This is a genomic window from Rhizobium anhuiense bv. trifolii (assembly GCF_024346605.1).
GTDB classification, from domain to species: Bacteria; Pseudomonadota; Alphaproteobacteria; order Rhizobiales; family Rhizobiaceae; genus Rhizobium; species Rhizobium anhuiense.
In genome coordinates this window covers 2,236,759-2,250,152 of the sequence record NZ_CP098803.1, presented here as the reverse complement: position 1 = coordinate 2,250,152, position 13,394 = coordinate 2,236,759, and the positions used below count along the sequence as shown (strand labels likewise).

The 13,394-nt window shown below is 61.2% G+C and carries 14 protein-coding genes; 8 read left to right on the top strand and 6 right to left on the bottom strand.

Going from position 1 to position 13,394, the window contains the following annotated elements; all coding sequences use genetic code 11:
- The first annotated feature begins 67 nt into the window (after positions 1-67).
- Positions 68-982: a LysR substrate-binding domain-containing protein gene (locus NE851_RS19765; RefSeq protein WP_097543904.1), complete on the top strand. Its 915-nt coding sequence runs from the start codon at positions 68-70 to the stop codon at positions 980-982.
- 245 nt (positions 983-1,227) lie between these two features.
- On the opposite strand, the gene gatA is transcribed toward NE851_RS19765, so the two are convergent.
- From gatA to NE851_RS19750, 3 genes are all read right to left on the bottom strand, one after another.
- Complete coding sequence (gatA, locus tag NE851_RS19760) at positions 1,228-2,709, bottom strand: Asp-tRNA(Asn)/Glu-tRNA(Gln) amidotransferase subunit GatA (RefSeq protein WP_097543903.1); 1,482 nt, start codon at positions 2,707-2,709, stop codon at positions 1,228-1,230.
- A gap of 57 nt (positions 2,710-2,766) precedes the next feature.
- On the bottom strand, positions 2,767-3,054 hold the full coding sequence (gene gatC, locus NE851_RS19755; protein ID WP_047614828.1) for an Asp-tRNA(Asn)/Glu-tRNA(Gln) amidotransferase subunit GatC: 288 nt from the start codon (positions 3,052-3,054) through the stop codon (positions 2,767-2,769).
- A 69-nt stretch (positions 3,055-3,123) separates the two neighbouring features.
- Positions 3,124-3,828: a metal-dependent hydrolase gene (locus NE851_RS19750; protein WP_254962316.1), complete on the bottom strand. Its 705-nt coding sequence runs from the start codon at positions 3,826-3,828 to the stop codon at positions 3,124-3,126.
- A gap of 143 nt (positions 3,829-3,971) precedes the next feature.
- Between NE851_RS19750 and ruvX the strand changes: the two genes are divergently transcribed.
- Complete coding sequence (gene ruvX, locus NE851_RS19745; protein ID WP_063475658.1) at positions 3,972-4,463, top strand: Holliday junction resolvase RuvX; 492 nt, start codon at positions 3,972-3,974, stop codon at positions 4,461-4,463.
- Here the strand turns inward: ruvX and NE851_RS19740 are convergent.
- The 3 genes from NE851_RS19740 to NE851_RS19730 all read right to left on the bottom strand — a co-directional run bounded on the left by NE851_RS19740 (position 4,403) and on the right by NE851_RS19730 (position 5,693).
- Entirely contained in the window at positions 4,403-4,732 is a 330-nt protein-coding gene (locus NE851_RS19740; RefSeq protein WP_063475471.1) for a DUF6105 family protein, read from the bottom strand. The two genes, ruvX and NE851_RS19740, sit on opposite strands and share 61 nt — an antisense overlap.
- Complete coding sequence (locus tag NE851_RS19735; protein WP_003539039.1) at positions 4,729-4,902, bottom strand: hypothetical protein; 174 nt, start codon at positions 4,900-4,902, stop codon at positions 4,729-4,731. The genes NE851_RS19740 and NE851_RS19735 overlap by 4 nt, the downstream gene beginning before the upstream one ends.
- 131 nt (positions 4,903-5,033) lie before the next feature.
- Entirely contained in the window at positions 5,034-5,693 is a 660-nt protein-coding gene (locus NE851_RS19730) for a TetR/AcrR family transcriptional regulator (protein ID WP_254962312.1), read from the bottom strand.
- Positions 5,694-5,941: 248 nt separating this feature from the next.
- Between NE851_RS19730 and map the strand changes: the two genes are divergently transcribed.
- From map to NE851_RS19700, 6 genes are all read left to right on the top strand, one after another.
- Entirely contained in the window at positions 5,942-6,778 is an 837-nt protein-coding gene (map, locus tag NE851_RS19725) for a type I methionyl aminopeptidase (RefSeq protein ID WP_097543901.1), read from the top strand.
- Between the two features lie 7 nt (positions 6,779-6,785).
- Positions 6,786-7,613, top strand: coding sequence for a RadC family protein (radC, locus tag NE851_RS19720; RefSeq protein ID WP_063475468.1), 828 nt, complete (start codon positions 6,786-6,788; stop codon positions 7,611-7,613).
- 187 nt (positions 7,614-7,800) lie between these two features.
- On the top strand, positions 7,801-8,988 hold the full coding sequence (locus NE851_RS19715; protein WP_097543849.1) for an alpha-hydroxy acid oxidase: 1,188 nt from the start codon (positions 7,801-7,803) through the stop codon (positions 8,986-8,988).
- Between the two features lie 180 nt (positions 8,989-9,168).
- On the top strand, positions 9,169-10,575 hold the full coding sequence (gene sthA, locus NE851_RS19710; RefSeq protein ID WP_047615374.1) for a Si-specific NAD(P)(+) transhydrogenase: 1,407 nt from the start codon (positions 9,169-9,171) through the stop codon (positions 10,573-10,575).
- A 50-nt stretch (positions 10,576-10,625) separates the two neighbouring features.
- Positions 10,626-11,429 (top strand): endonuclease/exonuclease/phosphatase family protein, encoded by an 804-nt coding sequence (locus tag NE851_RS19705; protein ID WP_097543848.1) that lies wholly within the window; start codon positions 10,626-10,628, stop codon positions 11,427-11,429.
- A 159-nt stretch (positions 11,430-11,588) separates the two neighbouring features.
- The gene (locus NE851_RS19700; protein ID WP_097543847.1) at positions 11,589-13,358 is read left to right on the top strand and encodes a B12-binding domain-containing radical SAM protein; all 1,770 of its coding nucleotides are present in this window, start codon (positions 11,589-11,591) and stop codon (positions 13,356-13,358) included.
- The last annotated feature ends 36 nt before the right edge of the window (positions 13,359-13,394 follow it).

Here is a 13,394-nt window from a genome sequence, read left to right as displayed (position 1 = left end):
ACAATCGGGAACTTCCATCGTCAGGCTTCGGTTTTTCCGAAGCCTGACCGTGTGTTATCTTTCCGCCATGCGCTTCGATCTTGCAGATTTACGTCTCTTTCTCGCCGTTGTGGAGGCTGGCAGCATCACGCATGGCGCTTCGGCGGCCAATCTTTCTTTGGCTGCGGCAAGCGAGCGACTCCGTCAGATGGAAGCATCCGGCGGCGTATCGCTTCTGGATCGCGGGCGGCGGGGCGTCAGCGCGACGCGGGCCGGAGAAGCATTGGCGCATCATGCCCGTCTCGTTTTGCACCAGGTGGCAGCGATGCAGGCGGAATTGTCAGAGCATGCGCGCGGAGTCCGGGCCACGATCAGGCTCTTCGCCAATACGGCGGCAATGGCCGAATTCCTACCCGGCCGTCTTGGACCGTGGCTGGCGGCGCATCCCCGCATCGACGTCAATCTCTCCGAGCGACCGAGTTCCGAGATCGTCAAGGCAATAGCAGGCGGACTGGCGGAGATTGGGATCGTCTCCGACGCGATCGAGACTTCACCGCTGACAACATCGCCATTTGCGGTCGATCGTCTCGTCGCCGTCATGTCGAGCACTCACCCCATGGCCAGGGAAAGGCGGATCGCCTTTTCTCAACTCCTCGGCGAAGACCAGATCGGCTTTGCAGGTGCTCTTCAGCAGCATGTCGATGACCACGCGGCGCGCGCGGGCCACAGGTTGCAGCCGCGCGTGCATCTCAGAACCTTTGAAGGCATTTGCAGGATGGCGGCGGATGGCGTGGGTTTCGGCATTGTTCCCGAGATCGCCGCGCGCCGCTGCCGTCGCACCATGCCGATCGCATTTGTCAGACTCACTGACGCCTGGGCGACGCGACGACTTCTGCTGTGCTCTCAAGCCGTTCAAGAACTCCAACCCATCACGCGTCAACTGTTCGAGCATCTGGCGCGAGGTCAACATGCACCGATTTTGCGGCCTGATACCGATCCCTAAAGGTACGAGGTTTCTTCACGGACATATCAACGAGCGGGAAGTCCTCCTCATCGACAGCAGGTCTTATCAGCGTTAGCCGACAAGTTCGCACCGGCCTCCGTCAGATCGACTGAATGATGGTTACGGACAACGCGAGGCGCTGAGTTCCGGCTCGAAGGAACAAATATGAAAAAATGGCCTGTCGATCAGGAAAAAGGCCGGGCGCCGACCGCCTTGCGATCGGCGCAAATGGATCGTTAAGTCGGTTACCACCACTTGGCGGGCGTAAACCGGCCGGCCGCCTGCTCGATGATATGGGCGGTCTTGAAGAGGGTTTCCTCATCAAAGGGCTTGCCGATCAGTTGCAGGCCGAGTGGCAGGCCCTTCTGGTCGAGGCCGGCCGGCACGGCGATGCCGGGCAGGCCCGCCATGTTGACCGTCACCGTGAAGATGTCGTTCAGATACATCTTCACCGGATCGGCGGCGAGGTTCTCATCGGCGACGCCGAAGGCCGACGACGGTGTTGCCGGCGTCAGGATGGCGTCGACGCCGGCATCGAAAGCGAGTTCGAAATCGCGCTTGATCAGCGTGCGGACCTTCTGGGCGCGGATATAATAGGCGTCGTAATAGCCGGCGGACAGCACATAGGTGCCGATCATGATGCGGCGCTTGACTTCCTTGCCGAAGCCCGCGGCACGTGTCTTCTCGTACATGTCGACGATATCCTTGCCGTCGACACGCAGGCCGTATCGCACGCCGTCGTAACGGGCGAGGTTCGAGGATGCCTCGGCGGGAGCGACGATGTAATAGGCCGGAAGGGCGTATTTGGTGTGCGGCAGCGAGATGTCGACGATCTCGGCGCCGGCTTCCTTCAGCCAGGCGATGCCCTGGCGCCAGATGGCTTCGATCTCATCCGGCATGCCATCGACGCGGTATTCGTTGGGAATACCGATCTTCATGCCCTTCAGCGACTGGCCGATCGCGGCTTCATAATCCGGCACCGGCAGATCGACCGACGTCGTGTCCTTGGCATCGACGCTTGCCATCGACTTCAAAAGGATGGCGGCATCGCGCACGTCGCGGGCGATCGGGCCCGCCTGGTCGAGCGAGGAAGCGAAAGCGACGGTGCCCCAGCGCGAGCAGCGGCCATAGGTCGGCTTGATGCCGACGGTGCCGGTGAAGGCTGCCGGCTGGCGGATCGAGCCGCCGGTATCGGTCGCGGTAGCGCCGGCGCAAAGATGAGCGGCGACGGCTGCGGCCGAGCCGCCGGAGGAGCCACCGGGCACGAGCTGCTGGTTGGAACCCGCTGAGCGCCAGGGGTTGATGACCGCGCCGTAATACGACGTCTCGTTGGAGGAGCCCATGGCGAACTCGTCCATGTTAAGCTTGCCGAGCATGACGGCGCCGTCATCCCAGAGGTTCTGCGTCACGGTCGATTCATAACGGGGCTCGAAACCATCGAGAATGTGGCTGCAGGCCTGGGTGTGCACACCGACGGTGGCAAAGAGATCCTTGATGCCGAGCGGAATGCCTTCGAGATCGCCCGCCTTGCCGGCGGCGATGCGCGCGTCGGAATTCTTCGCCATGAGGCGGGCGAGATCCGGCGTGACCTTTATGTAGGCATTCAGCTGACCATTGGCCGCATCGATCGCCGAGATATAGGCTTCGGTCAGTTCGGTCGCGGTGATTTCCTTGGCGCGCAGCTTCTGGCGGGCTTCGGCAATGGTCAGGCTGGTGAGTTCGCTCATCGTGTTTTCGCTTCAGATCTGGAAATGGCAACAGGGTCGGAAAGAGGCTTCGAAGCCTTATTCGACGACTTTCGGCACCAGGAAAAAATTATGATCGGTGACGGGCGCATTGGCGACGATATCGGCCGCCTTGCCGCCGTCGGTCACCTCATCGCTCCGCTTCTTCATCGCCATCGGGGTGACTGACGTCATCGCCTCGACGCCATCGACATTCACTTCGGAGAGTTGCTCGACGAAGCCAAGGATACCGTTCAGCTCGCCGACCATGCGATTTGCCTCATCCTCGGAGACGGCAATACGGGCAAGGCGGGCGACGCGCTTCACGGTGGCAAGATCGACGGACATGGCATTCTCCGGATAGGATTTTTCCTACCCGCTATAAAGGCCATGTCCGCCTTACGCAACGGGGTTTCGCTAGATCGACAGGCTCTCGGAGGGCTTGATCGCCTTCACATCCGTCTGCGATCCCTCCATGCCGGTAACGAATTTTTCGGCCGTCTGGTCGATGATCGGGAAGGTGCCATAGTGGCAGGGGATCGCGGTCTTGAAGTTGAAATAACGCCGGCAGGCAAGTGCCGCCACCGCGCCACCCATGGTGAAGCGGTCGCCGACCGGCACGAGGCCGATATCGGGCTGGTGCAATTCATTGATCAGCGCCATGTCGGAGAAGATGTCGGTATCGCCCATGGCAAGGATCGAGGCTTCGTCGTCGAAGTGCAGCATCAGGCCGTTGGCGTTGCCGAGCGCGTGCGAGACGCCGTCTTCGGTGATCTGGGCAGATGAGTGCAGCGCATTGGTGAAGGTCGCCGAGAAGCTGCCGAGCGCGATCGTGCCGCCGGTATTGCCCATCTCGATCTTGTCGACACCCTTGGAGCCGAGCCAGGCGGCGAGATCGGCATTGGCGAGAACGACGGCGCCGGTTTCCTTGGCAAGCGCCACGGTGTCGCCGACGTGATCGCCATGGCCATGGGTCAGCAGGATGTGGGTGACGCCTGCCGAAACATCCTTGATATCCTGGCCGGAAAAGGAGGCGTTATAGCTGAGGAACGGGTCGAGCAGGATCTTCGCCTTTGATGTCTCGATGCGGAAGGCGGAATGGCCGAGCCAGGTGATCTTCATGAAATGTCTCCTTTATTACGTGATGTAAAAACAGGTCCGAAAAGCGCTCACGCTTTTCAACATCATGCTCTAAGGACATATCTTATGCGGCCGCAAAGAAAAGCGGCGGCGACTTCAATTTCTTTTGACGGGATGACATGGCGATGACGGTGCTGACGATCGAGGAAATGGCCGAGACGCTTGCCCCGCGACAGGCGATTGCCGGCCTCGATCTCGGCACCAAGACGATCGGGCTGTCGATGTCCGATCTCGGGCGGCGCTTCGCCACGCCGCGCACGGTGATCCGGCGCGTCAAGTTCACCATCGATGCGCAGGCGCTGCTGGACTTTGCACAATCGGAAAAGGTCGCAGGCTTCATCATCGGCCTGCCGATGAATATGGACGGATCGGCGGGTCCGCGCGTACAGGCGACGCGCGCCTTCGTGCGCAACATGGAGCAGAAGACGGCGCTGCCCTTCGTCTATTGGGACGAGCGGCTTTCCACGGTCGCGGCCGAACGGACGCTGCTCGAAATGGACGTCTCGCGCGCCAAGCGGGCCGAACGGATCGATTCGGCCGCGGCAAGTTTCATCCTTCAGGGCGCGCTCGACAGGCTTTCCTTGCTGGCAAGGTCGGGAGACGAATTCAGCGCTTGACGCGCCGTCCACCAGGCGATGATCGACTTGCGCTTTCTGAAGCCGAGGATGGCAAAGACGACGAGGCTGTCGACCGCGATCGCGCGGGCCACGAGCGGTGGGATCGTCTCCGGCGGAATGCCGAGCGCCTTTCCGTAAAGCTCGAACGTCAGGTCATGGACCTGCCGCGACAGCATGAAGATGCCGAAATTCATGTCGTAATAGGAGAGCCAGTACCATCCGCCCAGAAAGACGATGGGGCCGGCCCAGAAGATCAGAAACCACTTCATGCGGCCTCTCCTCCATGCTTGCGCGCGACGGGCAGATCGAGGGAGACCAACCAGGTTGACAATGCCATGATGCAAAGCACCAGCGTCGGAATTGCAATATCCAGCGCCAGGACTGCGAAAAACATCATCGCCGTCACCAGAAACGCGGCTTTAGCGATCTTCGTTCCCATGGGCGTCAACTCGGGCACTCTCACTCATACCATCTCTGCTCACCGCCACACTGTCGGCTTAACCAGGCCCGCGCAACGTAAACCATTTGTTAAGGTTAACGCGAAACCCGCCCCCTGTGGATGAGCAGATCTCAACCGTAGACGCCGCGCACGATGCGCTTCAGCGCCGTCGCCGCCTTTTCCCAATCCTTGGATGTCTTCAGCGACAGGCCGGCGCACTGCCCGCCGGCTGCAGCAGCGAGCACGAGGTGCTGGATCGCCGCGATGACGACGGCGTTGACGGCTGCTGCATCCACGCCCTTCGGCGGCGCCAGCGAGCCGCGCATGCGCTCCAGCCAGAGAGCGAGCGCCTTCGAACGCGCTTCGGACAGCCGCCTCACCTGCTCGGTGTTTTCCGATATTTCCCAGGCGAGGATGCGGCGCATCAACGGATCATCTCTCAAGGCATCGAGAAGAAGAAGCGACAGCCGCTCCATCAGGTCGCCATAGGTGAGCAGGAACATGCCGCCGGTGTCTTCCGGAATGCGATCCTTCACCCATGTGCCGAGATCGGCGCCGATCGCTTCGACCAGGCCGTCGAGGCCGCCATAGTAGCGATAGATCAGCTGCTTGTCGCAGCCGGCGCGGCGGGCGACCGCGTTGATGCCGAAATTCTGGAAGCCTTGCTCGGCCAGCAGACCCTTGGCGGCGGCAAGGATGGCGCGTTCGGTGGCGCCGCGATCACGCACGCGCCGTTCCGGCTCGCCGGCGACCTCCGGTAAGATCTCAAGATTAATCGCTTCGTTCAGCATGAATGCCCCTTCCCCGCTGTCACCAATCGGTGAGTAACGGGGAGATTTCAGGCAATCAATCCTATCCCCTTGGGAAGATTGTGGATATTCCATCCGGTCCAACGATTTGGCCTCGGACCGATTTGGAAAGCTGCACGCCAAACGGATCCGATCCGGTCAGAAATCTCGTCCTGGCAGTTGATCGCGATGGACGAACCCGGCATAGCTGCATTATGAACAAATCTAATAATCTCCGCTAAGGCCCTGCAATGGTGAACTATATCGAAGCCTCTTCCGCGCCGCCGAAGAATACCGGCGCCATCCGGCTTTATGACGCTGAAGCATTCGAGGGTATGCGCAGGGCATGCCAGCTGACCGCGCGCTGCCTCGATGCGCTTGCCGACATCGTCAAACCTGGCATGCTGACCGATGAGATCGACCGATTCGTCTTCGATTTCGGTCTGGAGCACGGCGCCTATCCGGCGACGCTGAACTATCGCGGCTATACCAAATCGACCTGCACCTCGATCAATCACGTCGTCTGCCATGGCATTCCGAACGACAAGCCGCTGCGCGAAGGCGATATCGTCAATATCGACGTTACCTTCGTGCTCGACGGCTGGCACGGCGATTCGAGCCGGATGTATCCTGTTGGCACGATCAAGCGCGCCGCCGAGCGCCTGCTCGAGGTCACCTATGAATCGCTGATGCGCGGCATATCAGCCGTCAGGCCGGGCACCCGAACCGGCGCGATCGGCGAGGCGATCCAGACCTATGCCGAGGCCGAGCGCTGTTCGGTGGTGCGCGATTTCTGCGGCCACGGTGTCGGCCGGCTGTTCCATGATTCGCCGAACATCCTGCATTACGGCCGCGCCAATGAGGGGCCGGAACTGCGCGAAGGCATGATCTTCACCATCGAGCCGATGATCAACCTCGGCCGACCGCATGTGAAGGTGCTGGCCGACGGCTGGACGGCGGTGACCCGCGACCGCTCGCTTTCGGCCCAGTACGAACATACGGTCGGCGTCACCTCCGATGGCTGCGAGATCTTCACGCTGTCGCCGGGCGGGCTCGACCGCCCGGGCCTGCCGTCGCACAACGGGTAACGATCCGATGGCGAAGGGACCTGTTGCGACATCTTCCGACGACGAGTTGCCTTTCCCAACGCAAGAGCCCATTGCCGCCGACGAACGCTCGTTCTTCGGCGGACGACCGCAAAAGCCGTCCGCGGCGAATGGCAGGACCGCCCTGCCCGCCTCGCTCGCCGCGCAAGAACATTATCATGGTCATCGCGAGCGGTTGCGTGACCGCTTCCGCGAACTGGGCGACACCGCGCTTGCCGACTACGAAATCCTCGAGCTCTTGCTTTTCCGGCTGATCCCGCGGCGTGATACCAAGCCGATCGCCAAGGCGCTGATCGAGCGATTCGGCTCGCTTTCCGGCGTCTTCGGTGCGCCAGCAGCGCTGCTGACGGAGGTGAAGGGCGTCGGCGAGGCCGTGGCGCTCGACCTGAAGCTGATCTCGACTGTGACCCATCGGACCCTGAAGAGCGAGCTCAGGAGCAAACAGGTCCTGTCCTCGTGGTCTTCGGTCATCCAGTATTGCCATGCCGCCATGGCGCACGAAACCCGCGAACAGTTTCGCATCCTCTTTCTCGACAAACGCAATGTGCTGATCGCCGATGAGGTGCAAGGGCGCGGCACGGTCGACCACACGCCGGTCTATCCGCGTGAGGTGGTGAAACGCGCGCTGGAGCTTTCGGCAACGGCGATGATCCTGGTGCACAACCACCCCTCCGGCGACCCGACACCGTCGCGCGCCGACATCGACATGACGAAGGTGATCATCGATGCCGCCAAGGCGCTCGATATCACCGTTCACGACCATGTCATCATCGGCAAGGACGGCCATGTCAGCCTGAAGGGGCTGAAGCTGATCTGAACAAAAGCCAGGACCGACCGCCGACGAGGTGCAAGGCCGCCGCACGTCGATCCTGCGGCGGCCCATCGGCGTGGGAAGACTGCGGAATGCTGGAGTTGACAGCAGTTGGTCGTGCGGGATTGTATGCAATCCTGCAACCACCATGTCTGAACAATGCCCGCCCGAAATACCGAGAAGATGAAGCTCTATGACGATCCGCAGCGGCAACACCGATCGATCGACCCGGCTCTGCCGCGACGTGCTCTGCCTCGATGATTTTGAAATGAAGGCGCGGCGACATCTGCCAAAGCCTCTGTTCGGTTATATCGCCGGCGCGACCGAGACCAATGCGTCGCTGCGGCATAACGCGGAAGCTTTCCAGGCCTATGCCTTCCGGCCTCGTGTCCTTCGGGACGTCTCGAAACGCAGCACCGAGACGAGCCTCTTCGGCAAGACCCATGCCGCACCATTCGGCATCGCGCCGATGGGTATCAGCGCGCTGATGGCCTATCGAGGTGACATCGTGCTCGCGCGGGGAGCGGAACAGTCGGGAATCCCGATGATTATAAGCGGTTCCTCACTTATCCCCTTGGAAGAGATCGCTGCGGTTTCGCCACAAGCGTGGTTTCAGGCCTATCTCCCCGGCGAACCCGATCGTATCGATGCTCTGATCGATCGCGTCGGCGCCGCCGGCTTGCGCACACTTCTGCTGACCGTGGACACAGCCACGCTGCCAAATCGGGAAAACAATGTAAGGGCCGGATTTTCGACGCCTTTGCGTCCAGGTCTGCGCCTGGCATGGCAGGGCATCTCGCACCCGCGTTGGACCACCGGCACATTCTTGCGCACGATCGTTCGGCACGGCATTCCGCATTTTGAAAATTCCTATGCCACAAGAGGCGCGCCGATCATCTCCTCGAACGTCACGCGCGATTTCGGCAGGCGCGACCACCTCAACTGGAATCATTTGGAGCGGATACGCAACAGGTGGTCCGGCAAACTTGTGGTCAAGGGGATCATGCATCCTGACGACGCGGCCCGGGCTGCCGACACCGGGGCGGATGGAGTGATCGTCTCCAACCATGGCGGCCGCCAGCTTGACGGCACCGCTTCACCGCTTCAGGTGCTTCCGGAGATTGCAGCACGTGTCGGAGACAGCGTTGCCGTCATGGTCGATGGCGGTTTCAGGCGTGCAACTGATATCATGAAGGCTCTCGCGCTCGGGGCCTGTTTCGTGTTCGTGGGCAGGCCGTTCCTTTATGCCGCAGCCGTCGCGGGGTTACCGGGCGTGCTTAAGGCGGCGGACATCCTGAAGACGGAACTGCACAGCAATATGGCGTTGCTCGGCGTTACCAAGGTCAGCGATATTTCCGCGGACTACATCACCCGCGCATGAAAACCGTCGCGCGCCGACATCATGGCGTAAAGCTGTTTCCCGAAGGGCTCACTTGCCCGAAAAAGCGCCCGTCAGGACCAATCAGGCGGCCGTAAAACAATCTGTAACATTGACCGGCTAACGATGGACGGGCGACATTTTGCGTCGCAAAATGATTCCTTTCCAATCCGGGGCTTGATGATGCTTCAGTACGATCTCGTTGTGGTGGGCAGCGGTCCCGCAGGGCGCCGCGGCGCCATCCAGGCTGCAAAACTCGGCAAGAAAGTGCTTGTTATCGAGCAGGGCAAACGCGTCGGCGGCGTGTCCGTGCATACCGGCACCATCCCCTCCAAAACGCTGCGCGAGACCGCGCTCAACCTCTCCGGCTGGCGCGAACGCGGTTTCTACGGCCGGTCTTACCGCGTCAAGGAAGAGATCAGCGCAGATGATTTGCGCCGCCGCCTGCTGATCACGCTGAACCACGAGGTCGAGGTGCTGGAACACCAGTTCGCCCGCAACCGCGTGCAGCACATTCGCGGCAAGGCGAGCTTCATCGATGCGTCGACGCTGCAGGTGATCAAGGATGACGGCGAGACCACGCAGGTCACCGCCGCCAGCGTACTGCTCGCCGTCGGCACAAAGCCGTTCCGTCCCGATTACATACCTTTCGACGGCAAGACTGTACTCGACAGCGACGAGTTGCTCGACATCCAGGAGTTGCCGCGATCGATGGTCGTCATCGGCGCCGGCGTCATCGGCATCGAATATGCGACGATCTTCAGCGCGCTCGACACGGCCGTCACCGTCATCGACCCGAAGGCGACGATGCTCGACTTCATCGACAAGGAAATCGTCGAGGACTTCACCTATCAGCTGCGCGACCGCAACATGAAGCTGCTGCTCGGCCAGAAGGCCGACAAGGTTGAGACGCTCGACAACGGCAAGGTCGAGCTGACGCTCGACAGTGGCCGGCGCCTGACGACCGACATGGTGCTTTTCGCCGCCGGCCGCATGGGGGCGACTGACGCGCTGAACCTTCCGGCCATCGGCCTCGAAGCCGATAGCCGCGGCCGTCTCAAGGTCAATCCGGAGACGTTCCAGACATCGGTTGCCAACGTCTACGCCGCCGGCGACGTCGTCGGCTTTCCGAGCCTTGCCTCGACCTCGATGGAACAGGGCCGCATCGCCGCCCGCGTCGCGATCGGCGCGGTCGCCAAGGAGCCGCCGAAATATTTCCCCTACGGCATCTATGCCGTGCCGGAGATTTCGACCTGCGGCCTGACCGAAGAGGAGATGAAGGAGCGCGGTATTCCCTATGAGTGCGGCATCGCCCGGTTCCGCGAAACCTCGCGCGGTCATATCATGGGCCTCGACACCGGCCTTTTGAAGCTGATCTTCTCGCTGAAGACTCGCCGTCTGCTCGGCGTGCATATCGTCGGCGAAGGCGCCACCGAGCTGGTCCATATCGGCCAGGCGGTGCTCAATCTCAAAGGGACGGTCGAATATTTCGTCGAAAACACCTTCAACTATCCGACGCTTGCCGAAGCCTACAAGATCGCCGGCCTCGATGCCTGGAACCGGATGGGCGACATCAAGTCGGAACTCTAAAGCTCGCCGTGTAGACAGCAGATCCGGCCGCCAAACGGAGCCGAACGACATTGCGCATCATTTCGCTGAACGCGTGGGGCGGCAGGCTGCATGAGGCCCTGATCGGCTATGTCAGGCAGGCAGATCCGGATGTGCTGTGCCTGCAGGAGGTGCTGCGGGCGCCAGGTACGGGCTGCGGATGGTCGATCTATCGGGATGCAGGGCTGGAGCTGCCACAGCGCTTCAATCTATTCACGGAGGTCAGCGCCGCCCTGCCCGGCCATGACGGCTTCTTCTGCCCGACATCGAGAGGCGAGCTGTTCGACGGCGATACCGCCATTGCCGCCGAATTCGGGCTGGCTACCTTCGTGCGCAAGACCCATTCCGTCATTGCCCAGGGGCTGGACTTCGTGCATGGCCATTTTTCCGCTGATGGCTGGGGCGACCATCCCCGGCCGCGAAACGCCCATTGCATCCGCCTCTTCAGCCATGAGCACGCTTCGACCGTGACCATCGCCCACATGCATGGCCTGCGCGATCCCGCAGGCAAGGATGACACGGCGGCGCGCGAGGAGCAGGCCGCAGCGCTGGTCGGGCTGATCGAGCGCGTCTGGCCCGGTGACGAAGGGCTCGTCGTCTGCGGCGATTTCAATGTGTTGCCCGACAGCGCGACCTTCACCATGCTCGCCAGACTCGGGCTTTCCGATCTCGTCACCGGAAACGGCCTTGTAGACACGCGAACCTCCTACTATCTGAAGCAGGGCCGCTTTGCCGACTACATGCTGGTTACACCGCCGGTGAAGGTTGCCAAATTCGAGGTGGTCGAGGCGCCTGAGGTCTCCGACCACCGCGCATTGCTGCTGGATATCGGGTAGTATATTAAGGAATGACAAGTTTCGCGAAGCGTTTGCGCGCCGTGCCTTTTTTTACGCCTTAGTTTGACCGCCTAAATCGCATTGATACGCCGTGCCTGATAGATGCCTTCAAATCCATTTTGCCTTCGGGCAAAAGCTTCTAAAGAAAGATAGATACTCTTGTCCCATGTCTTGGAAGCTGCCCGCAGACGTTTTCAGCTGATCCTGATCAAGCCGTCGCATTATGACGATGATGGCTACGTCATCCGCTGGTGGCGGGCGATGATTCCCTCCAATTCGCTCGCGGCACTCTATGGCATCGCCGCTGAATGCGCCGAGCGCAAGGTGCTCGGAGACGATACGGCGATCGACATCACCGTGATCGACGAGACCAATACGCGGATCGATTTTGCCGGCCTGCTGGCGCAGTTCAAGCGTCACGATAATTTCGGCATGATCGCGCTTGTCGGCGTCCAGACCAACCAATATCCGCGCGCCCTTGATATCGCCCGGCCCTTCCGCGATGCCGGCCTGCCGGTTTCCATCGGCGGCTTCCATGTTTCCGGCTGCCTGTCGATGCTGGATGGCAAGGCGGTCGGGCTCGATGCCTGCCGTGACATGGGCATCTCGATGTTTGCCGGCGAGGCCGAGGGCCGGCTCGACATGGTGCTGCGCGACGCCGCCGCCGGCGAGCTGAAGCCGCTCTACAATTTCATGAACGACCTTCCCGGCATCGGCGGCACACCGGTTCCCTTCCTGCCGAAGGACAATATCCAGCGCACGCTCGGGCTCAGCACCAGCTTCGATGCCGGACGCGGCTGTCCCTATCAGTGCTCGTTCTGCACCATCATCAACGTACAGGGACGCAAGTCGCGCTTCCGCTCGGCCGACGACGTCGAAAAGCTGGTGCGGATGAACTGGGCGCAGGGCATCCACAAATTCTTCATCACCGACGACAATTTCGCCCGCAACAAGGATTGGGAAGCGATCTTCGACCGGTTGATCGAGCTCAAGGAGCGCGACGGCATTCCGCTCGGCCTGATGATCCAGGTCGACACGCTTTGCCACAAGATCCCGAATTTCATCGAGAAATCCCGGCGCGCCGGCGTCACGCGTGTCTTCATCGGCCTCGAAAACGTCAATCCAGACAATCTGACCGCCGCCAAGAAGAACCAGAACAAGATCACCGAATACCGCAAGATGCTGCTCGCCTGGAAGGCGCAGGGCATCATGACGCTTGCCGGTTATATCCTGGGATTCCCCGCCGATACGCCGGAATCGATCCGCCGCGACATTACGATCATCCAGGAAGAGCTGCCGCTCGACGTCATCGAATTCTTCATCCTGACGCCGTTGCCGGGCTCCGAGGACCATCAGGTCCTATGGAAGAAGGGCGTCGAGATGGATGCCGATCTCAACATCTACGATGTCGAGCATGTCTGCACCGCGCATCCCAAGATGAGCAAGCAGCAGTGGGAAGACATCTACCACGAGGCCTGGTCGCTCTATTATTCGCCTGATCATATGAAGACGCTGCTGCGCCGCGCCGTGGCAACCGGAGTCCCGCTTGCAAGGCTCGTCAAGGTTCTCGTCTCCTTCGCGACCACCGTGCCGCTGGAAAACGTGCATCCACTGCAAAGCGGCCTGCTGCGCCTGAAGACGCCGTCGGAGCGTCGCCCGGACCTGCCGCGCGAAAATCCGCTGGTGTTCTGGCCGCGCTTCGCCTGGGAAACCTTCCGCAAACATGCCTCGCTCGCCGGCACGATCATTGGCCTGACGATTTCGGCATTCCTGATTTCAAGGGATGCCAAGTCGAAGACCTATATGGATCAGGCCCTGACGCCTGTCGCCGACGACGAAGAGGAAACGCTCCACCTCTTCACCCAGACCGCCGGCGGCGCCGCAGCCGTCAACCATGTCAGGAAAGTCGCGCAACTGACAGCGCATTGAGCGCTAAATCTTAACGGCGGCCGACGCCCAGTCGGC

What these genes read in the sequence shown, in the direction of transcription:
- NE851_RS19715 (WP_097543849.1), top strand. Translation starts at nt 7,801, where the DNA reads ATGACGATCCGCAGCGGCAACACCGATCGATCGACCCGGCTCTGCCGC.
- gatA (WP_097543903.1), bottom strand. Translation starts at nt 2,709, where the DNA reads ATGAGCGAACTCACCAGCCTGACCATTGCCGAAGCCCGCCAGAAGCTG.
- NE851_RS19750 (WP_254962316.1), bottom strand. Translation starts at nt 3,828, where the DNA reads ATGAAGATCACCTGGCTCGGCCATTCCGCCTTCCGCATCGAGACATCA.
- NE851_RS19740 (WP_063475471.1), bottom strand. Translation starts at nt 4,732, where the DNA reads ATGAAGTGGTTTCTGATCTTCTGGGCCGGCCCCATCGTCTTTCTGGGC.
- map (WP_097543901.1), top strand. Translation starts at nt 5,942, where the DNA reads ATGGTGAACTATATCGAAGCCTCTTCCGCGCCGCCGAAGAATACCGGC.
- sthA (WP_047615374.1), top strand. Translation starts at nt 9,169, where the DNA reads ATGCTTCAGTACGATCTCGTTGTGGTGGGCAGCGGTCCCGCAGGGCGC.
- radC (WP_063475468.1), top strand. Translation starts at nt 6,786, where the DNA reads ATGGCGAAGGGACCTGTTGCGACATCTTCCGACGACGAGTTGCCTTTC.
- gatC (WP_047614828.1), bottom strand. Translation starts at nt 3,054, where the DNA reads ATGTCCGTCGATCTTGCCACCGTGAAGCGCGTCGCCCGCCTTGCCCGT.
- ruvX (WP_063475658.1), top strand. Translation starts at nt 3,972, where the DNA reads ATGACGGTGCTGACGATCGAGGAAATGGCCGAGACGCTTGCCCCGCGA.
- NE851_RS19735 (WP_003539039.1), bottom strand. Translation starts at nt 4,902, where the DNA reads ATGGGAACGAAGATCGCTAAAGCCGCGTTTCTGGTGACGGCGATGATG.
- NE851_RS19765 (WP_097543904.1), top strand. Translation starts at nt 68, where the DNA reads ATGCGCTTCGATCTTGCAGATTTACGTCTCTTTCTCGCCGTTGTGGAG.
- NE851_RS19730 (WP_254962312.1), bottom strand. Translation starts at nt 5,693, where the DNA reads ATGCTGAACGAAGCGATTAATCTTGAGATCTTACCGGAGGTCGCCGGC.